At 33.8% G+C, this 22,097-nt stretch carries 21 protein-coding genes and 4 pseudogenes; 16 read left to right on the forward strand and 9 right to left on the reverse strand.

Features of this window, described 5'->3' with window-relative positions; translation table 11 throughout:
- The first annotated feature begins 12 nt into the window (after positions 1-12).
- The 4 genes and pseudogenes from F3I00_RS10905 to F3I00_RS04830 all read left to right on the forward strand — a co-directional run.
- Complete coding sequence (locus F3I00_RS10905) at positions 13-144, forward strand: hypothetical protein (protein ID WP_020807287.1); 132 nt, start codon at positions 13-15, stop codon at positions 142-144.
- 57 nt (positions 145-201) lie between these two features.
- Positions 202-1,320: pseudogene (locus F3I00_RS04820) on the forward strand (M13 family metallopeptidase N-terminal domain-containing protein); the annotation flags it as partial.
- A 106-nt stretch (positions 1,321-1,426) separates the two neighbouring features.
- The gene (locus tag F3I00_RS04825; RefSeq protein WP_087261310.1) at positions 1,427-2,476 is read left to right on the forward strand and encodes an IS30-like element ISLga1 family transposase; all 1,050 of its coding nucleotides are present in this window, start codon (positions 1,427-1,429) and stop codon (positions 2,474-2,476) included.
- 18 nt (positions 2,477-2,494) lie between these two features.
- Positions 2,495-3,346, forward strand: a pseudogene (locus F3I00_RS04830) (M13-type metalloendopeptidase); the annotation flags it as partial.
- Positions 3,347-3,403: 57 nt separating this feature from the next.
- Here the strand turns inward: F3I00_RS04830 and F3I00_RS04835 are convergent.
- A complete protein-coding gene (locus F3I00_RS04835) occupies positions 3,404-4,759 on the reverse strand; it encodes an aspartate kinase (protein WP_020807894.1) in 1,356 nt (451 codons plus the stop codon).
- An 88-nt stretch (positions 4,760-4,847) separates the two neighbouring features.
- Between F3I00_RS04835 and F3I00_RS04840 the strand changes: the two genes are divergently transcribed.
- A complete protein-coding gene (locus F3I00_RS04840; RefSeq protein WP_020807893.1) occupies positions 4,848-5,906 on the forward strand; it encodes an aspartate-semialdehyde dehydrogenase in 1,059 nt (352 codons plus the stop codon).
- Positions 5,907-5,937: 31 nt separating this feature from the next.
- Here the strand turns inward: F3I00_RS04840 and thrC are convergent, their stop codons facing one another.
- Entirely contained in the window at positions 5,938-7,425 is a 1,488-nt protein-coding gene (gene thrC / locus F3I00_RS04845) for a threonine synthase (RefSeq protein ID WP_020807892.1), read from the reverse strand.
- 100 nt (positions 7,426-7,525) lie between these two features.
- On the opposite strand from thrC, the gene F3I00_RS04850 reads away from it, so the two are divergent.
- From F3I00_RS04850 to F3I00_RS04870, 5 genes are all read left to right on the forward strand, one after another.
- Positions 7,526-8,752, forward strand: a complete 1,227-nt coding sequence (locus F3I00_RS04850; protein ID WP_020807891.1) for a homoserine dehydrogenase — start codon at positions 7,526-7,528, stop codon at positions 8,750-8,752.
- Between the two features lie 9 nt (positions 8,753-8,761).
- Positions 8,762-9,625: a homoserine kinase gene (gene thrB, locus F3I00_RS04855; RefSeq protein ID WP_020807890.1), complete on the forward strand. Its 864-nt coding sequence runs from the start codon at positions 8,762-8,764 to the stop codon at positions 9,623-9,625.
- 159 nt (positions 9,626-9,784) lie between these two features.
- Complete coding sequence (locus F3I00_RS04860) at positions 9,785-10,429, forward strand: nitroreductase family protein (protein ID WP_020807889.1); 645 nt, start codon at positions 9,785-9,787, stop codon at positions 10,427-10,429.
- 124 nt (positions 10,430-10,553) lie between these two features.
- Complete coding sequence (locus F3I00_RS04865; RefSeq protein WP_020807888.1) at positions 10,554-11,705, forward strand: hypothetical protein; 1,152 nt, start codon at positions 10,554-10,556, stop codon at positions 11,703-11,705.
- Positions 11,706-11,776: 71 nt separating this feature from the next.
- The gene (locus F3I00_RS04870) at positions 11,777-11,977 is read left to right on the forward strand and encodes an SPJ_0845 family protein (protein ID WP_020807887.1); all 201 of its coding nucleotides are present in this window, start codon (positions 11,777-11,779) and stop codon (positions 11,975-11,977) included.
- Positions 11,978-12,031: 54 nt separating this feature from the next.
- Here the strand turns inward: F3I00_RS04870 and F3I00_RS04875 are convergent, their stop codons facing one another.
- From F3I00_RS04875 to F3I00_RS04885, 3 genes are all read right to left on the reverse strand, one after another.
- Complete coding sequence (locus F3I00_RS04875) at positions 12,032-12,676, reverse strand: RpiB/LacA/LacB family sugar-phosphate isomerase (protein ID WP_020807886.1); 645 nt, start codon at positions 12,674-12,676, stop codon at positions 12,032-12,034.
- Between the two features lie 70 nt (positions 12,677-12,746).
- The gene (locus F3I00_RS04880; protein WP_231110803.1) at positions 12,747-13,463 is read right to left on the reverse strand and encodes a GNAT family acetyltransferase; all 717 of its coding nucleotides are present in this window, start codon (positions 13,461-13,463) and stop codon (positions 12,747-12,749) included.
- On the reverse strand, positions 13,447-13,992 hold the full coding sequence (locus F3I00_RS04885; RefSeq protein WP_020807884.1) for a GNAT family N-acetyltransferase: 546 nt from the start codon (positions 13,990-13,992) through the stop codon (positions 13,447-13,449). The genes F3I00_RS04880 and F3I00_RS04885 overlap by 17 nt, the downstream gene beginning before the upstream one ends.
- A gap of 83 nt (positions 13,993-14,075) precedes the next feature.
- Between F3I00_RS04885 and F3I00_RS04890 the strand changes: the two genes are divergently transcribed.
- Positions 14,076-14,651: a hypothetical protein gene (locus F3I00_RS04890; protein WP_020807883.1), complete on the forward strand. Its 576-nt coding sequence runs from the start codon at positions 14,076-14,078 to the stop codon at positions 14,649-14,651.
- A 58-nt stretch (positions 14,652-14,709) separates the two neighbouring features.
- Here F3I00_RS04890 and F3I00_RS04895 read toward each other — a convergent pair whose 3' ends face one another.
- Together F3I00_RS04895 and F3I00_RS04900 are read right to left on the reverse strand one after the other, a co-directional pair.
- Positions 14,710-15,522 (reverse strand): DUF975 family protein, encoded by an 813-nt coding sequence (locus F3I00_RS04895; protein ID WP_020807882.1) that lies wholly within the window; start codon positions 15,520-15,522, stop codon positions 14,710-14,712.
- A gap of 66 nt (positions 15,523-15,588) precedes the next feature.
- On the reverse strand, positions 15,589-16,458 hold the full coding sequence (locus F3I00_RS04900) for an SPFH domain-containing protein (protein WP_370519041.1): 870 nt from the start codon (positions 16,456-16,458) through the stop codon (positions 15,589-15,591).
- Between the two features lie 159 nt (positions 16,459-16,617).
- Between F3I00_RS04900 and F3I00_RS04905 the strand changes: the two genes are divergently transcribed.
- The 3 genes and pseudogenes from F3I00_RS04905 to F3I00_RS04915 all read left to right on the forward strand — a co-directional run bounded on the left by F3I00_RS04905 (position 16,618) and on the right by F3I00_RS04915 (position 19,656).
- Positions 16,618-17,436, forward strand: coding sequence for a helix-turn-helix domain-containing protein (locus F3I00_RS04905; protein ID WP_020807880.1), 819 nt, complete (start codon positions 16,618-16,620; stop codon positions 17,434-17,436).
- Between the two features lie 71 nt (positions 17,437-17,507).
- Positions 17,508-19,106 carry an ABC transporter ATP-binding protein gene (locus F3I00_RS04910; RefSeq protein ID WP_159311018.1) on the forward strand — a complete coding sequence of 533 codons (1,599 nt, stop codon included), beginning with the start codon at positions 17,508-17,510 and terminating at the stop codon, positions 19,104-19,106.
- A gap of 81 nt (positions 19,107-19,187) precedes the next feature.
- A pseudogene (locus F3I00_RS04915) lies at positions 19,188-19,656 on the forward strand (nitroreductase family protein).
- Positions 19,657-19,702: 46 nt separating this feature from the next.
- Here the strand turns inward: F3I00_RS04915 and F3I00_RS04920 are convergent.
- A pseudogene (locus tag F3I00_RS04920) lies at positions 19,703-19,939 on the reverse strand (ATP-binding cassette domain-containing protein); the annotation flags it as partial.
- Positions 19,940-20,065: 126 nt separating this feature from the next.
- Here F3I00_RS04920 and F3I00_RS04925 point away from each other — a divergent pair.
- Together F3I00_RS04925 and F3I00_RS04930 are read left to right on the forward strand one after the other, a co-directional pair.
- Entirely contained in the window at positions 20,066-20,401 is a 336-nt protein-coding gene (locus F3I00_RS04925; RefSeq protein ID WP_020807877.1) for a hypothetical protein, read from the forward strand.
- Positions 20,401-20,847 carry an N-acetyltransferase gene (locus F3I00_RS04930; RefSeq protein ID WP_020807876.1) on the forward strand — a complete coding sequence of 149 codons (447 nt, stop codon included), beginning with the start codon at positions 20,401-20,403 and terminating at the stop codon, positions 20,845-20,847. Before F3I00_RS04925 ends, F3I00_RS04930 begins: the two co-directional genes overlap by 1 nt.
- Before the next feature lie 95 nt (positions 20,848-20,942).
- Here the strand turns inward: F3I00_RS04930 and F3I00_RS04935 are convergent, their stop codons facing one another.
- Positions 20,943-21,992 (reverse strand): IS30-like element ISLga1 family transposase, encoded by a 1,050-nt coding sequence (locus F3I00_RS04935; RefSeq protein WP_159311019.1) that lies wholly within the window; start codon positions 21,990-21,992, stop codon positions 20,943-20,945.
- Between the last annotated feature and the right edge of the window lie 105 nt (positions 21,993-22,097).

Below are 22,097 nucleotides of genomic sequence, written 5' to 3' on the forward strand. Positions count from 1 at the left end.
ACATTCAATTATTTGGCATATTCTAATGATCCTTTTATCGAAGATGGACCAGAAGATTTTGTTGATTTATATCATAACGAACAAAAATATCATCGTTTAGTTTCTACTACTCAATTATTGGTGGAACAAGAAAATAAAAATTAGCTTAATATCTTTAATAATGATATCATTTACCTAATTAAAGAAATGAGGTAAGGAATTATGAGAAGATACTTCAGCGTTCGTGGGGGCGCAGGTGACTTAACTAAGCCTGATGTTAATACTAGACCGCAAGATAATTTATACTTAGCAGTTAACTCTGAATGGCTTTCAAAAGCAAAAATTCCAGCCGACAGAACTTCAACTGGAATTAATTTGATTTTAGACATGCGAATTGAAGACAAGCTTATGAAGGATTTTGAAGATTTTGCCAATGGTAAGAAGCCGCTTCCTGATGTAGCAAACTTTGAAAAGGCAATTAACTACTACAAGTTGGCAGCTGATTTTGATAAGAGAAATAAGGATCAAGCAGAACCAATTAAGAAAGACTTAAGCAGACTAACTTCTTTGGAAAATTTTGAAGAATTTAATCAAGAAGCGGCTCAATTAATATCAAGTGGCTATGAACTACCGTTTGATATCTATGTATCTGAGGATATGAAGGATACAGATCATAATGCCTTATATGCAACTGGACCACAGCTTTTCTTGCCAGATACTACCGCTTATCAAGTTCCGGATGCTAAAAAGTTACTTTCTGTCTTAGAGAAGCAAACTGTAAAATTGCTTACTATGGCTGGAATAAGTGAAGAACAAGCTAGAACTTGGGCTAAGAGTGGAATTGAATTTGATAAAAAACTTTCTAAGATTTTGAAGTCAACAGAAGAATGGGCTGATGAAGTGGCAATGTATAATCCAGCTAGTTTGTCTGACTTTGAAGCAAAATTTGATCAGTTCGATATCAATTCATTCTTAAAGCAGCTTTTGCCTGAAATGCCTGAAAGGGTAATTGTAGCAGAACCACGTTACTTTAAACATATTAATGATTTCTTGAGTGAGAGCGAATTCGATGAATTTAAGAGCTGGATGATTATTAAATTTATCAATAAAAGTGCAACTTACTTATCTCAAGATTTTAGAGAAGCAGCTTTTCCATTCAGACAAGCAGTTTATGGTGTTCCAGAGTTACCATCTCAAGATAAGCATGCATATCGCCTAGCTAATGAGGCTTTTGATGAAGTGATTGGCATTTACTATGGTAAGACCTATCTCGGAGACGAAGCCAAGGCTGACGTAATTAGTATGATTAAAAAGATGCTTAAGGTTTATGAACAAAGAATTCCGTTGATTGTAAAATCAAATTGAACACTTTAGAAAAATAAAAAGTCCATTCGGACCTGTTTGATAGAATGTTAATAACCACAAAAACTTTCTATTGAAGGTCAAAATGGACTCTTTACATTCTACCATGAACCAGCACGTTAAAGGAAAGCATTTATCATTTGAAGAGCGAGTTATTATTCAATTGCGTTTGAAAGATGGCTGCTCTTTGCGTGCAATTGCTCGTGAACTCAACTGTTCTCCTTCTACTATCAGTTATGAGATTAAACGTGGCACTGTAAAACTGTATCATGGTAAAGTCAAAAGATACAAGGCTACTCAAGGACATGATGTATATCAAGCTCATCGTAAAAATTGTGGGCGCAAATCAGACTTTCTCAAAAAAACTCAATTTATTCACTATGTCCACAAACATTTCTTTAAAGACGGTTGGTCGCTTGATGTTTGCAGTAATCGTGCCACTGCTGCTGGCGAATTCTCTAGCAGCGATGTTGTCTGCACCAAAACTCTTTATAATTACGTTGATAAGGGCTTATTAGGCATTTATAATTACGACTTGCCTGAGAAGCTTAAACGCAATACCAAGCTTCATCGTGTTCGCAAAAACAAGAAAAAGCTTGGCAGAAGTATTGAAGAACGTCCAAAAGAAATTAGTGAACGTAATGAATTCGGTCATTGGGAATGCGATTTGGTTCTTGGACATAAGACTAAAGATGATGAAGTGCTGTTAACCTTATCTGAGCGCATGAGTCGTGAATTCTTAATTATTCGTATTCCCGACAAGACTTCTATCAGTGTCATGCAAGCCTTTAAAGAACTCCAAAGACAATACAGTGAACACTGGAATGATATTTTTAAAACTATTACCACTGATAATGGTTCAGAATTTGCGGATCTGTACAACCTAGAAGAAGCCTCCAATACACTGGTTTACTATGCCCATCCTTACACTTCTTGTGATAAGGGAACAGTTGAAAGACACAATGGTCTTATTCGCAGATTCATTCCTAAAGGAGAAGCAATAGCTAACTATTCTTTACAAAATATCATTGATATTGAAACCTGGTGCAACTCATTGCCAAGAAAGATCTTAGCTTATCATACACCAGATGAAATCTTTGAAAGAGAATTAGATCGAATCTATCAAGCAGCTTAACCAAAAGTGTTCAATTTATTATTGCAATTTACGGAACAAAGAATTCAAGAAAATACCTGGCTTTCAGAGCCTACTAAAAAACAAGCTATTATCAAATTAAAGGCTTTAAAGTTAAAGGTTGGCTATCCTGAAAAGAATAGAGCTCTTTTTGATAATTTAGTTGTAGATCCAAACAAGACTTTATACGAAAACCATGTTTTGATTAATCAAGAAAGAATTAAAGATATTCTTCAAAGATTAAATAAAAAGCCTGATAAAAGTATTTGGGAAATGCCGGGTAACTTGAACAACGCTTGCTACGATCCTTATAAGAATGACTTAACCTTCCCAGCAGGAATCTTGCAGGCTCCATTTTATGATGCAAAACAATCTCGTGCTGCTAACTATGGCGGAATTGGTGCAACAATTGGTCATGAAGTTTCTCATGCTTTTGACAATAACGGTGCCCAATTTGATGAAAAGGGCAACATGAAAAATTGGTGGACTAAGGAAGACTTTGCAGAATTTAACAAGCGTACCAAGGCAGTTGCTGATATTTTCGATGGCTTACAATATGGTCCAGTTAAGTTAAATGGTAAGCAAGTAGTTTCTGAAAATATTGCTGACTTAAGTGGACTTTCTTGTGCAATTGCAGCTAATAAGACAGAGGGCGGAGAGATGAAAGATCTCTTTGAAACTTATGCTAAGAGCTGGATGCAAAAACAACGTCCGGAATCAATTAAGGCTGAAGTACAATCTGATGTACATGCACCGCAGCCAACCAGAGTTAATATTCCAGCCCAAAACCAAGAAGAATTCTATGAGGCATACAATGTAACTCCAGAAGATGGTATGTGGCTTGATCCAGAAAATAGAATAACTATTTGGTAATGAGAAACCTAATGAAAAGAGCGATGAATTGATTCACCGCTCTTTTTGATATTATTTTTAATTAAAAAATGTTTGATAAATAGTTCGAATAACTTCTTCGGCATCGCCTCTTCTAGTTCCAATCATGATTGAAATCTGTGATGCGCCTTGATTAATCATTTGAATTGAAATGTTCTTTTGACCTAAGGGATAGAGAATACTTGCACACAGGCTTAGCTTGTCGCGCATTCCTTCACCAACAACCATAGTAATTGCGTAATCATCGATCCACTGCATTTGATCTGGATTAAGCGAAACTTGAATTTCATTACAAATTTGATCAATTAGTTCCGCATTAAGATCTTCTTTTTTGAAAATAATTGTAATATCGTCAATTCCAGAAGGCATATGTTCATAAGCAACTTTATGTTGATCAAGAATTTGTAAGATCTTTAATGTAAAACCAGCCCCCTTATTTAACAAGTACTTGTGTAAATAGAGGGCAGCAAAGTTTTTACCGCCCGCAATACCAGTGATTGTATGTTGAGCTTTAAAGTTGGTCTCTGGCACGATCATTGTTCCTGGTCTTTCGGGATGCTGGGTATTTTTTACATTAACTGGAATCTGTGCTTGAATAGCAGGAATTAAAGCTTCATCATGAAAGACAGAAAACCCAGCATAAGAAAGTTCCCGCATTTCACGGTAGGTCATTTTGCTAATTGGCTCGGGATGAGAAACAATAGCAGGATTAGCTGAAAAAATGGCATCTACATCAGTAAAATTCTCATATAATTCTGCATTAAAACCGCGTGCTAAAATAGCGCCGGTAATGTCTGAGCCACCACGTGAAAAAGTGGCAATATTTCCAGAAGGTGAAATTCCATAGAATCCAGGAAAGATAATTTTTTCAGTGGGGTCGAGTTCAAGATTGCGGAGATTAACATAAGTTTCAGGGTTGACAGAAGCATCATTTGGACTGCCGGTTACAACTAAACCAGCTTGTCTTGGTGTTAGAAGTCGCACCTTAAATCCTTGTTTTTTCATAATCATTGTTAAGAGTTTAGCATTTAAAAATTCGCCGTGAGCTTTAAATGCTGCCATCAAATAATCACGATTAGGAAAAGTATGAGTAGGAAGATCATTAATTAAAGCTTTGATCTCGTTAAGTCCCTGCATACTCAAGTCAAAATATTCTCCAATTTCAGCATAACGAGCATAAATTTGGGCTTGAATTTTTTCACAGTTTTGTTTACGAAGGGTAAGATTTGCATACTTAATCAAAAGATCAGTAACCTTGGTATCTGTCTTATTTCTTTTTCCCGGAGCGGAAATAACTACGACTTGGCGTTTATTGTCGTTATTTAAAATGTTAATTACTTGAGCAATTTTTGCACCTGAAGCAACGGAGCTGCCACCGAATTTAGCTATTTTCATACGGATTAGTTATCCTTCCTTGAAAAATTCTAGTTGACTTATATTATGCATCATTATAACCTACAAATAAAAGAAATGAGGACATATTATGAAAAAAGAATTTACGGTTGCTATCTTAGGTGCAACTGGCTTAGTGGGACAGCGAATGATCAAACAACTTGAGCAATCCACTATTCCAGTTAAAAAAGTTAAATTTTTAGCTTCTAAAAGATCTGCTGGCAAGAAGCTAAAATTTCGTGATCAAGAAGTAGAAGTTGAAGAAACTAAACCAGAATCATTTTCCGGTGTTGACATAGTTTTATCTTCTGCTGGTGGTGCAGTTTCTAAAAAGTTTTTGCCTGAGGCTGTTAAGAGAGGCAGTGTCTGCATTGATAATACTAGTGCATTTAGAATGGATCCTGATGTTCCATTAGTTGTTCCTGAAGTTAATGGTGAAGAAATTAAAAATCATCATGGTATTATTGCTAATCCAAATTGCTCTACCATTCAAATGGTAATGGCCTTAAAACCAATGATGGATAAATTTGGTTTGAAGCGAGTAATTGTATCAACTTATCAAGCAGCTTCTGGTGCTGGTCATGCAGCTTTAGAAGAGTTATTCAAAGAAGCTAAAGATTATATGGCAGGTAAAAATATTAGAGATGAAGCTGAAGTTTTGCCAACTGCAGGAGATAAAAAGCATTATCCTTTAGCATTTAACTTATTGCCACAAATTGATGTTTTTGAAGATGATGGCTATAGTCATGAAGAATGGAAGATGATTCACGAAACTAAGAAGATTCTCTTAAACGATATGAATGCAGCTGATATTAAAGTGACAGCTACTTGTGTTCGTGTTCCAGTTGAAATTGCGCATGGCGAAAGTGTTTATTTTGAATTGGCAGATAAAAATGCTACTGTATCTGATCTAGAGAAGGTTTTAAAAGACTTCCCAGGAGTTCAAGTACAGAATGATTTTAGAAAACAAGAATATCCTCAACCATTAAATGCAGTTGGATCTAACGATACTTTTGTTGGTCGAATTAGGCCAGATTTAGAAACACCCGGAGCCTTTAATATGTGGGTTGTAGCTGATAATTTATTAAAAGGCGCAGCTGGAAATACTGTTCAAATTGCTGAAAAACTAGTTGCTAATGATTGGTTATAAAAAAGGAATGAGTTTTTAACTCATTCCTTTTTTAGATATCCAAAATATTAAGTAAAGTATTTTCCATTTCACTGGCTTTAATTATTTGCTCTTGATAATTACCAGTTTGAATTAGATTATTTACATTCCCGCTTAAGTCTTCTTGTAGAAAACTATTCAGTTCTTTAATGGCTGGAACGCCTTTTTCTTTTACTTCTTTTCCTGTCAGAGCATGAAAGACTGTTTCAGGGAATTTATATGGGCTAGCAGTTGAAACAATCACCGTTGGCGTTTGATCAAGGCTGTTTTCTTGATATTTCTTGGTTACAAAAGAAGCGACAGCTGTATGAGGATCAAGCGTATACTGGTCTGCTATAAAAATACGGTTAATTTCATCTTCAACTTCGTTTTCTGTAGCAAAACCAGCAGCAAATAATTGATTTAATTTTTCCTTAACAATAGGGCTAACCGTGTATTTTCCTTTAGTATTTAGTTCATTCATTAATTGTGCTAACTCATTAGAATCTTCATTATAAAGGTCAAATAAAAGTCGTTCTAAATTACTTGAAACTAAGATATCCATGGCAGGTGAGTTAGTTAAGTAAAACTTACGTTGACGATCATAAGTACCAGTTTTAAAGAAATCAGTCAAAACATTGTTTTGATCAGAAGCACAAATAAGTTTATGAATTGGTAAGCCCAACTTTTTAGCATAGTAGCCGGCAAGAATATCGCCAAAGTTCCCAGTTGGCACCGAAAAGTTAATTTTTTGTCCGGTTGTTATTTCACCATTTTTAACTAGTTGAACATAACTATAAAAATAATAGACAATTTGTGGAACTAAACGGCCAATATTCATTGAATTAGCGGAAGAAAATTGTAATTTGTTTAGTTTTAATTTTTTAACTAAAGCTTGATTATTAAAGATCTTCTTCACATTAGTCTGCGCATCGTCAAAGTTTCCTTTAATGGCAATTGCAGTTAAGTTATCGCCTTTAAGTCCCAGCATTTGTCTTAGTTGTACAGGACTTACACCGCCGTAAGGGTAGAAGACAATAACATGAGTATGTTCTTGACCTTTAAAGCCACTCATGGCTGCACCACCAGTATCTCCTGAAGTAGCAGTTAGAATAATGATATCAGAATCATTTTGCTTAATTTTGATTGCTGTATGCATTAAGCGTGGAAGTATTTGTAAGGCGATATCTTTAAAGGCAAGCGTTGGACCATGAAAGAGTTCCAGATAATAATTGTTTGCATGTTTAGCAATTTTGACAATTTCTTTGTCATCCCATTGATTACCATAAGCTTCATCTACAATTTGAGAAAGTTGGTCATCTGAAAAATCATCAAAAAAGGTTGCTAAAACTTTTTTAGCCATTTCTTGATAGGACATATTTTTAAATTGTTCTAAGTCAAAAATTGGCTTAGGAAAAGTAGTTGGAACAAAAAGTCCACCTTCTGGTGATAATCCTTGGATAATAGCTGCGGGAGCATCTAATTGATAATTTAAGTTAGCGCGTGTACTACGATATTGCATAAATTACTCCTTCTTAAAACATGTTTGTTCTTATCATTGTAACCTGTTTAGTGACTATGATACAATCAAAAATAAAAAAATTATTAAAGAGGCCTTTAGAATGAAAACCATTGAAGTTGCAATGCTCGGATTAGGTACGGTTGGCTCCGGTGTAATTGATATTTTAAAACATAGTAAAGAAAAGATAAGACAAATTACTAATACAGAATTTACAACGTCTAAAGTATTAGTAAGAAATATTTCAAAGTATCGTAGTTCATACTCAGATTTAAATCTAACTACAGATTTTGAGCAAATTAGTCAAGATCAGGATATTAAAGTAGTCATTGAAGTTATGGGCGGTCTTAACCCAGCTAAAGAGTATGTATCAGAACTTTTAAAGCAGGGGCGTACTGTAATTACAGCTAATAAAGATTTAGTCGCAAGTTTTGGACCTGAATTAATGGCAATTGCTAACGAACATCAAGGTCGCTTGTTCTATGAAGCAAGTGTTGCTGGTGGAATTCCCATTTTAAGGGTTCTGAATCAGAACTATGTTGGAGATCAAATTAAACAAATTTCTGGTATTGTTAATGGTACTAGCAATTACATCCTGACTCAGATGGCAGATAATAATTGGTCATATGAGCAGGCTTTGAGTGAGGCACAAAAACTAGGCTTTGCAGAAGCTGATCCAACTAATGATGTTAGTGGAAAAGATGCGGCATATAAGCTAATTATTCTAGGACGACTTGCTTTTGGCATTAATTTAAAGCTTGATCAAATTAAAATGATGGGTATTACAGAAATAGATAAAAAAGAACTAGCAGTAATTAAAAAGTTTGGCTATACACTGAAGCTTATTGCCAAACTTGAAACTCAAAATAGTACTTATTATCCAGTTGTAATGCCCATGCTAGTTTCTGAGAATAGTATGCTGGGCCAGACCAAGAATGAATTTAATGGTATCGAAATAGAAAGCTATGCGATTGGAAAGTCATTTTATTATGGTCCAGGTGCTGGAAAACTTCCTACTGCTAATAGTGTTATCAATGATTTAGTAGCTGTAGCTAAAAAAGAAGCTCCTTTTAAAACTGATTGGAATTCTGTTTCTGTGAGTGTTAAGGATATTTTTACTAGACAATATTGGTTTAAGGTTGATAGTTCTCAAAACAAAGTAGTAGCTAATTTAATGGATAGATATCAAATTGAAGAGGCTGATTTTTTGAATGATGAACAATATGACTACTATTTAACAGATAATGTTACAGTTGATCAAAAGGCAAAACTATTTAGCTCTTTGAAGGAAAAAAATATTAAAGTTTATAGTATGTATGAAGTTTATTAAGGATAGAAAATGAAAATTTTTGTACCTGCAACGTCAGCAAATATGGGGCCTGGATTTGATTGTCTGGGAACTGCCGTCTCGATGTTTTTAGAGCTTGATGTACTGGAAGCAAGTGATAAATGGTTTGTTGAACACGATATGAATGAAATAAGTCATGATGAAAATAATTTAATTGTTAAAACCGCTTTAGAACTTGCTCCTAGATTAACGCCGCATCATCTATCAGTTAAGAGTCAAATTCCCTTAAGCCGTGGTTTAGGAAGTAGTTCAACTGCGATTGTAGCTGGAATTGAGCTAGCAAATCAACTAGCTAATCTTAATTTAAGCGAGCAAGATAAGTGTAGAATTGCTGCTAAGATTGAAGGACATCCAGATAATGTAATGCCTGCTATCTTAGGCGGAATGGTAGTTGCAAGTAAGATAGAGGATCAATATTATTTTCAAGAGTTACCGTTGATTCCATTTGACTTTGTTGCTTATATTCCTAGCTATGAATTAGATACGAAAGCTTCAAGAAATGCTTTACCTGAAAAGCTAGCTTTTAAGAATGCGACACATGCAAGTAGCATTTTAGGGACTTTAACAGCTAGCTTAGCTTTGCAAGATTATGAAACAGCTAAGAAAATGATTGAAGCAGATGAATTTCACGAACCATATCGACAAAAATTAGTTCCTGAATTAGTGAAAATCAGAGAAATTGCTCATCAGCATGAAGCTTTTGCTACTTATTTGAGTGGTGCTGGTTCTACTGTGATGACAATTATTGAACATAGTAGGACTGAAAAATTTATTGAAAGTCTAAGAGAGGTTGGCTTAGATGATAGAATTGAGCAACTAAAGGCCAGTTCTCAAGGCGTATTTGTAGAAGAATAAGATCAATCAAAAAAGACTAGAACTAACGCAATTGTGTTAGTTCAGTATCAAACTATGTAGATCGGATATGGTTTTAAATCATGTCCGTTTTTATGTGCGCTGAGGTAGTTTTAGTCTATAATTATATATGTAAGCGCTAATATATGGGAGGTAAATTTGATGACACAATTTGAAAATAATAATTTTAGGGATGTATTACTTAATCGTCATTCAGTTCGTCACTTTGATAAGACTGTAAAAATTCCTCGTGAAGAACTTAGAGAAATGATCAAGGAAACAATTACTGCACCATCAGCATGTAACTTGCAAGCTTGGCAGTTTATCGTAGTAGACACTGACGAAGGTAAGAAGAAATTGCATGAATTTTACATGCCATTTAATAATCCGCAAATTGATACTTCAAGTGCAATTATTCAAATTTTTGGCAATACTTTAGCATTTAAGAAGTATCGTGCCTTATGGGATCATATGTATGAAGAAAAGAGAATTTCTAAGGAAGAATTAGATAAGGTTTACAACACTTTCTTACCATTGTATGAGCATGCAGATAAGACAATGCTTACAGCTGATGCGATGGTTGATTCTTCACTTGCTGCCATGCAATTGATGTTAGTTGCTCGTGCACATGGTTATGAAACAAATGCAATGGCTGGTTACGATGCTAAAAAAGCTGCTAGTGTGATGGGACTTGATCCAGAACAATATGTTCCAGTGATGGGTATTGCGATTGGTAAACCAGATACAAGCGTACAAGAATTGAAGTCAGTTAGATATCCAGTTGATGATATTTTGAAATTTGAATAGAAGAGAGAAGCGGTATTAAAAATACCGCTTTTTTTAAATACTTACTTTACGTAAGAAAGGACCAGTACTACAATATAATTATCAACTAACAAAAAGTAAGATAATTATAGAAAGTGTCATTGTTATGAAAAAATTATCAGATAAAGTAACTTTTAAACATGGTGCAGTTATTAATAATCGTATGGTTCAACCACCAATGTTGACTAATAGTGGTTTAAACGGTGCAGTTACTGATGATACGCTTGCTTACTGGAAGGCACGTGCAAATTCAGCAGGTCTAGTTATTTCAGAATATAATTATGTTAGTCCAGCAGGCGGTCCAGCAATTACTTGGGCAGATGATCGAACTCAACTAGCAGCTTATGATGATAAATTTTTACCTGGATTAACCAAGATGGCAAAGACAATGAAGTCAGGTGGCAATAAAGCACTTCTTCAAATTGCTCATACTGGACGAGAAGCGAATTATCGTGCTCACTTGGGCTTACCAGTATATGCTCCTGATACGGCAAACTATCCATTTTTACCTTATGGAGTCCAAGCCTTCACGACTGAACAAGTCGATCAAGTGGTAAAAGATTTCGGGGCTGCAACTAAGCGGGCAATTGACGCTGGCTTTGATGGTGTTGAAATTCATGGAGCCAATCACTACTTAATTCAGCAATTCTTTTCACGATTCTCTAATCACCGTGATGATAAGTGGGGAGATTATGAAGCATTTCCTCTAGCAGTTGCTAAAGAAGTATTTGAAGTAGTTAAAAAGTATGCACCTAAGAACTTTATTATTGGCTATCGTATTAGTCCTGAAGAGATTAATCCAGATAATGTTGGTTACACTTGGCATGAGTCAACTGAATTGATTAATAAGTTAACTAATAAGTTTGACTTTGACTATATTCACTTATCACTACCTGACTATCAGGCTAAGCCAAAAGATTCTGCTAAGACTTTTGCGGAACTATTTAGACCAGTGATTGGTGAGGATACAAAGTTAATTATTGTTGGGGATATAATGAGTCAGGCAGATGCAGAAGATGCTTTGAATTATACCGATTTAGTAGCAGCTGGTCGTGCACAGCTAATTGATGCTAACTTTGCAGCTAAGGTAGTTGCTGGTAAAGGAAATGAAGTAATCACTGAAATGTCAGAAGCAGAAGAAAAGGAGCAAGCCTTAACACCTGGCTTACATAAAGTGATGGATATGGAAACTAAGCGTCCTGATTTTGCTAAGGTTTTAAGAGAAGTTGACTACAGCAAGGCTCTTAAGGTTAAGTAAATTTATCTCTAAACATTTGTCAGTTTGTTAATTCCGTTTTATAATCATAGAAAAAGAAAAGGATGATAACAATGGGACTAACTTTTAACAATCCTAACAACTTACAACAAATGCTTGATAAATTTGCGACTGTTCCAGATCCCAAAAAGACGCCGAAAAGACCGGGTGAAGGTCTTGATAAGCCTAAAAAGAATGGTGGTCAAACTCCAAATGTCATTAATGAGGAGAAGGAACCTGAAGTAAAGAGTAAAAAGAAGAAAGATAAGAAGTAGTGCAAAATCCACTAAAGCAGGACTATATCATTTAGACGTGGTCTTTATTTATGTCTAATTGAAATAGTCCTGCTTTAGTTTTTGAATCAAATCAACTAGTTCATGATTTGTATCATTTTTAATAATAAAATCATAAACTGGTTCGTACTTTAAGACAGGAATCAGGAGATCTGGATCAACAGAAGGAAGAATAGAAATCATCGATTTTTTATTGAGCTGGTTAAGTTCTTTTACTTCTGTAGTGTTTTTAACTTTTCGTGTTGCTTGAGAGGGAGGATAGCCGGTGCCCCAAGGCTGTTTAAATAGAGCTTTCATAGTTTCTGAAAAATTAATTTCTCCGCTCCATCCCCAATTTAGTCCCAGAGGAAAAGAAACTACATTTCCATTATTAATATGGCTGAATAGAAAAGCATCTTGTGGAGTAGGAAGATAGCCACATTGAATATTGGGAAAAGTGTTGCAAGCCAGCATCATTCCTTGGCCAGATGAGCATCCAGTAACAATGAAATTTAAAGATTTACTATTAATCAATAATGCAATTGCTAGGGAAATTTGAACGTAGGATAGTTGAATTTTACTGTCTGGATAAATGCCGAAGTTGATTAATTTATCGTTTGGATTAATTGCTTCATTTAAATAATGTTCTAAAGTTTTGTTCTTTTCTTTTTGAGAACTCGCTTGAATAAGACCAATTTTCATATTTAATTCTTTCCAAAAATTTCTGAGTTACATTATTTTTATTATAAGTCTAAAACTCTAGTATAGTGAGTTATTCATAAATATAAGTATTAAAACTATTTTCTTTATCGACATTAAAGCAATCAAGTAACTTAGTTGCAGCCCAATCTGTGTCGTCTGCTTCAAAGAAAATAGAGGAATACTTATTGAACATTTTGCTTAAAACTGCCTGAATAAATAGATCACATGACTTTTCATTAAATGAACAAATATACGCAATTTCATTATTTTCAGTAAAAACGCAATTTTCAATTGTATTTTCGTTATTCATACTATAGTAGCCACTTTGGGTCGGAACTTCTTTAACAAAAGTATCTTCGGAAACAGTTAAGGGAGATACAACCTGATGCACTTCTTGATAGTATTTATACAGCAAATGACATAGCGCAGAGTAATTTTTACTATTTGTATTGAAGGGATGGATAGAATAATTAGAATTAAGCTGTATTTTCAAATCTTTCTTTGTTACTTCTGGAGTGTAACAATGACGTTTACATTTAAATCCATTTTGAAGCAATAAATGAATTAAATTAGTATTGGGTGAAGAGGTCATTACTTGAAGCGATTGACCTTTGATTTGCTTGATTTTGCTAAATGGAAAGTAAGTAGGATATTTAGTCAAGTTAAATTTTAGATAAAGATACTTATTATGGAATTCGTTATGGTAAGTAGTAATAGTGCCTATGTCTTTTTCATCGCACCAAACAATATATTGACTATCTTTGATCTTTTTAATTTTTACCGACATTTTTCCATTCATCCCTTAATATTCCATATTTCATGGAATCGTAATATTTACCATTGTAATATCGTACTTTTCTAATTTGAGCTTCTTTTTGAAATCCGAGTTTCTCAGCAACGTGCATCATCGAAGGATTACCAGACCAAGTTGTTAACCCAATGTGCTCCAGCTTGTCAATATTTTGAAAAATATGATTAATCCAAATTTGTAGCGCAGTTGTGCCGTAACCACCGCTCCATTTGTTTGAATCATAGATTACGATTCCGATTTCAAGCCAGCGAGTTTGTTTATCAATCCAATCTTTTGAAACCATACCGATTGGTTGATTATTTACTATAATGCAGCGACAATCTTCACTTAATAAATATTTAGCAATGGTGCTTTCTTTGAATGATTCAAAATTAGTAAATTTCTGATAATCATTGAAGTATGGCGCATTAAATTTGGTCCATTCAGGATGATCGCTTGAAAATCCTTGTTTCCAAATTTCTTTTAATGATGTTTCTGTAAATTGGGTTAAACTAACTTTTTTCATAATGATCTCCTTGATTATTTATTATATTAGCATTTTTTGAAAGCGCTTTATAATATAGACAATGACAGAAGAAGGCGATTGAGATGAAAAATGCAAATGAAATAGTTATTGGTAAACCGGTAAAAATTAGCCATGTTTTAATCGGAGCAGCTGCAATTGTTATACTTTCATTATTTGTTACTGGCTTTGGCTATTTACCATGGTGGGTATTTCTGATTGTTTTAATTCTAGGAATTTTTATTACTTTGCCGACATGCTTTAATTCCTATTGGAGAATTAATAAGGAAGAAGTAAAGACTACTTCTTATAGCAATAATGATGCTATTAAGTTGATGCAACTGTTGGGTTTGCATAAAAAAGATGAGCAAGTGATAAAACTAGCTAATATTGAAAATACGGAAATTATCTATAAGAAAAATATCAGAATCAGTCCTGTTGATTTTAATCCAGACTATCTTAACTTATATTTGAAGACAAAAGATGGTAATAGTTGCACATTACCTTTAAGAAATATTGACTATCAAAAGCTTGATACAATTATACAGTTTTTAAAGGAAAATCAAATAGAATTAATAGATAAGCAGGGAATTGTGCAACTTTTAAGAGAAAATAAGAATTTGTTTACTCATTTTCACAATAAAAAATGGACAGCTGTTTGATTACTATAAAAGAAATACGGTCTAGGACATTGAGTCTTAGATCGTATTTTTTGCTAGTCTATTTAATTATTTCCTTTTTTAGATACTTATCGCCTGCTAAACTGCGGTAAAAGTTGGCAACGGTTTGGCGATAATATGGTTGAAGGTAAAGGGAGAGTAAAAAGTTGATGATAGCGATTAGAATAATTGCAATTAAATATGCAATCAATGCTTGGAAAATGAGATCAGCTAACGGTTTATTAAATGGTTTCAGGTAAAGAAAAGCAATAACTATTCCAATTAAAGTAATAATAAAGTACCAAATATTGAAAGTTAACCAAATGATGAATAAAGTAGTTTTATTGCCTTTCATGATCTTGCGTGATTCACTGATTGCTTCTGTTGCTGTCATTTCGTGCTTTGAATCAATCATATCCTTCATAATGTAAGGCGTCATTGCGTAGGAAAAACTTTTAATGATCCCTGGAACTATTAATAAAAGTCCCCAGAAAAAAGTAAATAGAGTAGTTAGTAAGCTAGTAAGAAATGTTTTGGAAAAATAGCCATTAGTAAAACTAGAAAACATTGCTTTAAAAATATTTGGCTTTTCCCCTGTATCTCTAAAAGCTAATGTTGTATACTGGACTCCCCAAGCAATCATCGTAGCAATTAAACCGGTAATGATCGTAAATATGCTCCAGCCTAAGCCTTGCCACCATGAAACAAGAGAAAGATTATTAGTATTAAAACTACCGGTCCAGACATAATTAGTTATATATTCGAGAAATAAATTAATAATTCCAGGAATGATTAACAATCCAATTACCCACAGCCAGTTACCTTTAAGCTGTTTACGACCAGTTTGTCTTAATTCCTTGCGGTTGATCTCCATTATTTGATCCTTTCTTAGTGAAAATAAAAGGCTTCTAGCTCAAAAAGGTTAGAAGTCTTTGCTTTTTTAGTCTTCATTTTTGCTTTGGTCCCAGATTTTTTTAGCAGCTGGAATTTTTCCTAAATTGCTAATTTCGTCTTTATCAACAACGATTAAATTGTTAGGACCCTGAGCAAGTTGGTTGAAGCTATCAAGACTTTGATTTCTAAAGTAGCCTTCGCCAGCCTGATCAAGTGATTCTTGCAATTTCTTAATTCGGTAAGCATCCGCATCTGCTTGCGTTTTAATAGCTTCTGCATTTGCTTTAGCAGTTGCAACTAGAGCATCATTTTTAGCCTTAGTGGTTAATTCAATATTTCTTGCTTCACCTTCAGCACGTGCAATTGCCGCTGTTTTTTCACGGTCAGCTGTTAATTGCTTATCCATTGCCTTTTGAATTTCTGGACTAGGAAGCAATTCGTCAACATTGACCCGAACAACGCGAATGCCGTAAATATCAGTCAAATCGCCAATTGCATCCGCAAGTTGTGCGTTAATCTGACTAGTTGAACCCAAAGCTTCATTCAATTCCATTCGACCAATAATATCACGAAGGTGACCACGAATTAATTGCACCATCGATTCAACAGAATCAGTGTTGTTGTAGAAGTACTTGTAAGAATCAGTGACAAGATAGTTTAAAGTTAGGCTAGTAGTAATTTCAGCATTATCTTTAGTAATAATTCGGTATTTAGAAATTTCTAAAGGCTGAAGAGCTAGCGATACTTTTCTAATTCTTTGAACTCCAGGAAAAATCATCACAAAGCCTGCTTTTACAGTGCGTGAATACTTACCTAATGTTTCAACTAAGCCTTCATAGTTTTGCGGAACAATATGAAAGCTTAAAGCTAGTAAAACTAAAAGTAAGATCACCAAAACAATTAGTAAAATTCGCATTAACATAATACTTTGACTCCTTTTCTTAATTTTGACTTATATTATCCCAATATTTTTAGAAAAATGAAATAGTTTTTAAAATATTTTTCAGATAAAAATTATTTAGGCGCATAAAAATCGATTATAATTGTAGAAAGTAGAAGATGAGGTGGACATATAATGACTATTGGTAAATTGCTAAAACAAACAAGACGATCTCTCGGCTTAACTCAAACAGAGATGGCAGCCGGCATTGTTTCAACTTCTTATTATTCAAAAGTAGAACGAAATATTCATCAAATTAGTGCTGATGAATTAATTGCTATTCTCAATAGACATCATATTGACAATGCAGCTTTCTTTGCTCATCTTTCTAGTTCTAATTCTCAGAAAAAAAGAGATTTTATAAAAGAAATAGGGGATGCTTATGAGAAAAAAGATAAGCAAACGCTTTTGGCAATAAAAAAAGATATTGATCAATTGCCAGATTCGAAGCAAAAAAAGTATTATCAGCTGCAAATTGAATTGGTTTTGAATGTTTATTTAACAAAAGCAGATGATATTCCAGATGAATTAAAGAACGATTTGAAGAAATTTGTTTTTCAAGATAATAATTGGAATGAAAATTCGCTGCAGTTATTTAGAGAAACGATTCGTGTTTACGATATAGATGAGCTAACTTTTCTAGTAAATGCAATTTTAGTTAAGTATCAACAGCCAGCCGAGTTGCCTATAAAGACGCAGGAGATCTTAGGAGGAATTTGCATTAACTTTTTAGATAAGTGTTATGAACACAACACACCTGAATTGATAAAGCAACCACTACAATATATCTCAAAACTTTCAAATGCTTCGGAATTACTTTTAGTTAAAATACTTAAGAATTATTATCAAGCTGTTTTCAATAAAAATATAGATGAAGTAAAGACTATTGGTGGTGTTCTTGAAAAAGCAGGCTGGAAAGATTTCGTTTCTGTTTTGCCTCATCTAAGCAACTAAATGTGCGTATACGACAATGCAGTCTTTTCTTATTTACCTTGTTCAATAATTAATGCAGCGAGGTGAACAAAATGAATTACTTATTTCATTATTTAAGAAAAAGACCGGGAGCAGTAGGAATTGTAATTGTTTTAACTATTATTACTTCTGCTCTAAGAGTGACACATGCCTTAATTAATGTGAATATTTTTAATGCCTTAATTAAGTTAGAATTTCATGGCTTCTTTTATTGGGTGATAATTGATATCGCAGTGTTTGCGATCTTCTTAGTATTGATGCAAATCCAGATGGCTGAGACAGTGCAGCTTTTGAGTCTAGACTTAAGAAAAGATATTATTCGTCAATTATCAGGAAAATCAATTGAGGAATTTAATAAGCAAGACACGGGAGTTTATGCGTCTTGGTTAACTAATGACGTGACTACGATCGAAAATGATGGCTTTTACAATATTTTGCAGAGCGTACAAATCATTACAGATCCTTTGTTTTCAATGATTGCCTTAGCTAAGTTCTCATGGACTTTTATCCCAATTATTGCTTTAGTTTCTTTTTTAACAGTATTTTTGCCGCAACTTATTCATAAAAGGCTTGCTAGCGCTAGTCTTTCGACGACTAAGGCTAATGAAAAATTATTGAATGTTATTAATGATAGCTTACGGGGATTTAATACCTTTTCAATTTTTGGAGTTGAAAAGCAATTAGAGGCTAGAGTTACTGAAACAGCATTATTTTTATTAGATAAAAAGGTTAAGCAAGCGAAGTACCAATCAATTGCTAATAATATCGCAGGTTTCTCAAATATTTTAGGTCAAGTTGGAATTCAAGCGTGGACCGGCTATTTAGCGCTTGAAAAGATAATTTCAATTGGTGTAATAGGTTCGTCTGGAAATTTAGCTTATAACGTTTTTAATTCTTTAGCTGTAATTGCACCGATATGGACTGAAATGACAGCGTTAAAACCAATTTTTGATAAGTATCATTTAACTGAGAAAAAGAATTATAAAGAAGAGGGACAAGATTGTACTGAAAATAAGTTTGATTCCTTGGAAGTAATTAATTTACAGAAGAAGTATCAAGATAGAGAGGTTTTTGCTCATCCAATAAATCTATGTATTTTAAAAAATCAAAAAGTTGGGATTTATGGCAAATCGGGTAGTGGTAAGACTACTTTTATGAAAATTATTTCTGGACAAATAAGAAGTTATACCGGTGAGATTCAGCTGAATAAAGTAGAACTAAATCGATTAAAGTATAGTGCGCTACAGAAAATTTTACTTTATGTGGAACAAACTCCATACTTATTCAATGATACTGTTCGTTATAACTTAACCTTAAGAGAAGATTTTACAGATAATGAAATAATCGACGCGCTAAAAAAGGCTAATCTATGGAAAACAATAAGTAACTTACCTGATGGACTAAATACAGAAATAAATGAAAATGGTAACAACTTTTCTGGCGGACAAAAGCAGAGGCTTGCTTTGGCTAGAGGTTTATTGAGAAAGAGAAAACTATTTTTACTTGATGAAAGTACTAGTAATTTAGATAAGAAAACTGCGCTTAAAGTGGAGAATACTTTTTTAGGGCTAGATGATGCAACTGTAATCTTTGTTAGTCATCAACTTCATAATGAAAATAAGTCTGCTTTTGACCAAATAATTGAAATTTAAAGAATTGCTTATTAAATATTAGTGTAATAGAATAAATTTGTGAAAGCAATTTATTAAAAATATTCATTTAAGGAGTAGAAAATGAACGCAATTTTTGAAAGAAGAGCAGTTAGAGAATATACTAATGAAAAAATTGATGAAGAAAAGATTCAAAAATTAATTGACGCTTTTCAAGCTGCACCAAACTGAGGTTATGGAACTGAGTGTAATTACGGATCCAGAACTTCTTAAGAAAATTGAAGATAATACTAACAATTCTTGTTATAATGCACCGCTTGTTTTTATGATCAATACTAAAAAAGATAGTCAATTTGGTGAAAGAGATGCTTCGGTAGCAGCAGAAAATGTAATGGTTGAAGCTGTTGATTTGGGCCTAGCTTCTGTTTATGTAATGGGTGGAGTAATTGCACTAAATAAATTCCCTGAGGTTCAAAAAGAGTTGGGAATGGATGAGGGTTACGAAACTTCAGTACTTTTGCCAATTGGCTATCCTGCTGATAATGGAAAGCCTGAAGATAGATCAAATCGTTATAAGATTGTGAGAAAATAATTGGAGATAGTAAAAAACATTGATCCAAAGCCTGGACCAATGTTTTTTATTTACTCAAGTCAATAATTCTATCAAACATTTCTTTTTCTTGGTGTGAGATCTTATGAGCAACTTCAATTACTGCAAAATTCGAATTTTTGAGTAAAACTTGATGTATTTGCAATGATAGTTCATTGTCTAAAGCGCTCGTTGCCTAATCGGCTAGCAAAATAGAACGTTTAGCCAAAATAGATCTGGCAATTTCAATTCTTTGAATTTGACCACCAGAAAGATTATTACCGTTCTAGACCCCATCAAAGTGACTTCATTTAAGTCGTTTCTTCTTTGATGAAAATAATATAGCATATTTTGTTGAAAATTAAAGTAGTATTAGATATTATTTTAATAAAAGAATTTGGAGTGACTTTTTATGCTAGAAAATGTAATGCAGCTTTTCAATACATTGCCATTATTTATTGGCATTGCAGCCTCTTTTGCCTTCTCTTTTAATGAAGATACCTCAATAAAAGTACCGATTCTTATTGTTATTACTTCCACAGTAATTAGTTTTCTTTTACCTATTTTTTATTTAAAGTCTTGGGTTACTTATCCAGTAATTATCTCTGAAAGTGCAATGTTTGTTTTAATTGCAATATTGTTGAGTAAAAAGATAAAAATGTGGTTAGCGTGGATTTTAGGATGGATTGTAGGATTTGTTTGGGCAATTGTACTGCTTATTTTGCTAGGAGTGACTTTTAATATCTAATGCTTATTAGAAAGTATGAAAATTTTGATTTCGACCAATTGTGTCATGTGATGGATAGGGCACGAATGCAAGAGTTACTGACAGCTAATATGGAGCAAGTGTTTATCCAATTGAGAAATGCACCGTATTTAGGATATTTGTTAAAGAGCAAAATTTATGTCGCAATTAAGAAAGGAAAAATGGATGGATTTGTTGGATTACGACCACATGAATTATCATTTTTATATGTAGATCCAAACTTTCAAAATCTTGGAGTCGGGAAGAAATTAATAGAGTTTGCTTTGAAGCAATTAGAAAGACCGATAAAGCTAGAAGTTTTTACTGACAATTTGGCAGCCAAAGCATTGTATGAAAAATATGGTTTTAAAGTAGTAAAAACTGTAGTTGAAAAGTGGTCTGATGAGTATCCAATAGAATTTTCTCAAGATACGATGGAATTATGGTGAAAATTATGTGTCTGATTTGTAAACGAATCGAAATGATTAAAAGTTATCAAAACAAATATTTCCGTAAATTGCAATAATAAATTGAACACTTTTGGTTAAGCTGCTTGATAGATTCGATCTAATTCTCTTTCAAAGATTTCATCTGGTGTATGATAAGCTAAGATCTTTCTTGGCAATGAGTTGCACCAGGTTTCAATATCAATGATATTTTGTAAAGAATAGTTAGCTATTGCTTCTCCTTTAGGAATGAATCTGCGAATAAGACCATTGTGTCTTTCAACTGTTCCCTTATCACAAGAAGTGTAAGGATGGGCATAGTAAACCAGTGTATTGGATGCTTCTTCTAGGTTGGACAGATCCGCAAATTCTGAACCATTATCAGTGGTAATAGTTTTAAAAATATCATTCCAGTGTTCACTGTATTGTCTTTGGAGTTCTTTAAAGGCTTGCATGACACTGATAGAAGTCTTGTCGGGAATACGAATAATTAAGAATTCACGACTCATGCGCTCAGATAAGGTTAACAGCACTTCATCATCTTTAGTCTTATGTCCAAGAACCAAATCGCATTCCCAATGACCGAATTCATTACGTTCACTAATTTCTTTTGGACGTTCTTCAATACTTCTGCCAAGCTTTTTCTTGTTTTTGCGAACACGATGAAGCTTGGTATTGCGTTTAAGCTTCTCAGGCAAGTCGTAATTATAAATGCCTAATAAGCCCTTATCAACGTAATTATAAAGAGTTTTGGTGCAGACAACATCGCCGCTAGAGAATTCGCCAGCAGCAGTGGCACGATTACTGCAAACATCAAGCGACCAACCGTCTTTAAAGAAATGTTTGTGGACATAGTGAATAAATTGAGTTTTTTTGAGAAAGTCTGATTTGCGCCCACAATTTTTACGATGAGCTTGATATACATCATGTCCTTGAGTAGCCTTGTATCTTTTGACTTTACCATGATACAGTTTTACAGTGCCACGTTTAATCTCATAACTGATAGTAGAAGGAGAACAGTTGAGTTCACGAGCAATTGCACGCAAAGAGCAGCCATCTTTCAAACGCAATTGAATAATAACTCGCTCTTCAAATGATAAATGCTTTCCTTTAACGTGCTGGTTCATGGTAGAATGTAAAGAGTCCATTTTGACCTCCAATAGAAAGTTTTTGTGGTTATTAACATTCTATCAAACAGGTCCGAATGGACTTTTTATTTTTCTAAAGTGTTCAATTTGATTTTACAATCAACG

This window comes from Lactobacillus sp. JM1, assembly GCF_009834385.1.
Lineage (GTDB): Bacteria > Bacillota > Bacilli > Lactobacillales > Lactobacillaceae > Lactobacillus > Lactobacillus paragasseri.

Excerpts from the sequence above, each read along its gene's own strand:
- F3I00_RS04825 (WP_087261310.1), top strand. The coding sequence starts at position 1,427 with ATGGACTCTTTACATTCTACCATGAACCAGCACGTTAAAGGAAAGCAT.
- F3I00_RS04835 (WP_020807894.1), bottom strand. The coding sequence starts at position 4,759 with ATGAAAATAGCTAAATTCGGTGGCAGCTCCGTTGCTTCAGGTGCAAAA.
- F3I00_RS04840 (WP_020807893.1), top strand. The coding sequence starts at position 4,848 with ATGAAAAAAGAATTTACGGTTGCTATCTTAGGTGCAACTGGCTTAGTG.
- thrC (WP_020807892.1), bottom strand. The coding sequence starts at position 7,425 with ATGCAATATCGTAGTACACGCGCTAACTTAAATTATCAATTAGATGCT.
- F3I00_RS04850 (WP_020807891.1), top strand. The coding sequence starts at position 7,526 with ATGAAAACCATTGAAGTTGCAATGCTCGGATTAGGTACGGTTGGCTCC.
- thrB (WP_020807890.1), top strand. The coding sequence starts at position 8,762 with ATGAAAATTTTTGTACCTGCAACGTCAGCAAATATGGGGCCTGGATTT.
- F3I00_RS04860 (WP_020807889.1), top strand. The coding sequence starts at position 9,785 with ATGACACAATTTGAAAATAATAATTTTAGGGATGTATTACTTAATCGT.
- F3I00_RS04865 (WP_020807888.1), top strand. The coding sequence starts at position 10,554 with ATGAAAAAATTATCAGATAAAGTAACTTTTAAACATGGTGCAGTTATT.
- F3I00_RS04870 (WP_020807887.1), top strand. The coding sequence starts at position 11,777 with ATGGGACTAACTTTTAACAATCCTAACAACTTACAACAAATGCTTGAT.
- F3I00_RS04875 (WP_020807886.1), bottom strand. The coding sequence starts at position 12,676 with ATGAAAATTGGTCTTATTCAAGCGAGTTCTCAAAAAGAAAAGAACAAA.
- F3I00_RS04880 (WP_231110803.1), bottom strand. The coding sequence starts at position 13,463 with ATGTCGGTAAAAATTAAAAAGATCAAAGATAGTCAATATATTGTTTGG.
- F3I00_RS04885 (WP_020807884.1), bottom strand. The coding sequence starts at position 13,992 with ATGAAAAAAGTTAGTTTAACCCAATTTACAGAAACATCATTAAAAGAA.
- F3I00_RS04890 (WP_020807883.1), top strand. The coding sequence starts at position 14,076 with ATGAAAAATGCAAATGAAATAGTTATTGGTAAACCGGTAAAAATTAGC.
- F3I00_RS04895 (WP_020807882.1), bottom strand. The coding sequence starts at position 15,522 with ATGGAGATCAACCGCAAGGAATTAAGACAAACTGGTCGTAAACAGCTT.
- F3I00_RS04900 (WP_370519041.1), bottom strand. The coding sequence starts at position 16,458 with ATGCGAATTTTACTAATTGTTTTGGTGATCTTACTTTTAGTTTTACTA.
- F3I00_RS04905 (WP_020807880.1), top strand. The coding sequence starts at position 16,618 with ATGACTATTGGTAAATTGCTAAAACAAACAAGACGATCTCTCGGCTTA.
- F3I00_RS04910 (WP_159311018.1), top strand. The coding sequence starts at position 17,508 with ATGAATTACTTATTTCATTATTTAAGAAAAAGACCGGGAGCAGTAGGA.
- F3I00_RS04925 (WP_020807877.1), top strand. The coding sequence starts at position 20,066 with ATGCTAGAAAATGTAATGCAGCTTTTCAATACATTGCCATTATTTATT.
- F3I00_RS04930 (WP_020807876.1), top strand. The coding sequence starts at position 20,401 with ATGCTTATTAGAAAGTATGAAAATTTTGATTTCGACCAATTGTGTCAT.
- F3I00_RS04935 (WP_159311019.1), bottom strand. The coding sequence starts at position 21,992 with ATGGACTCTTTACATTCTACCATGAACCAGCACGTTAAAGGAAAGCAT.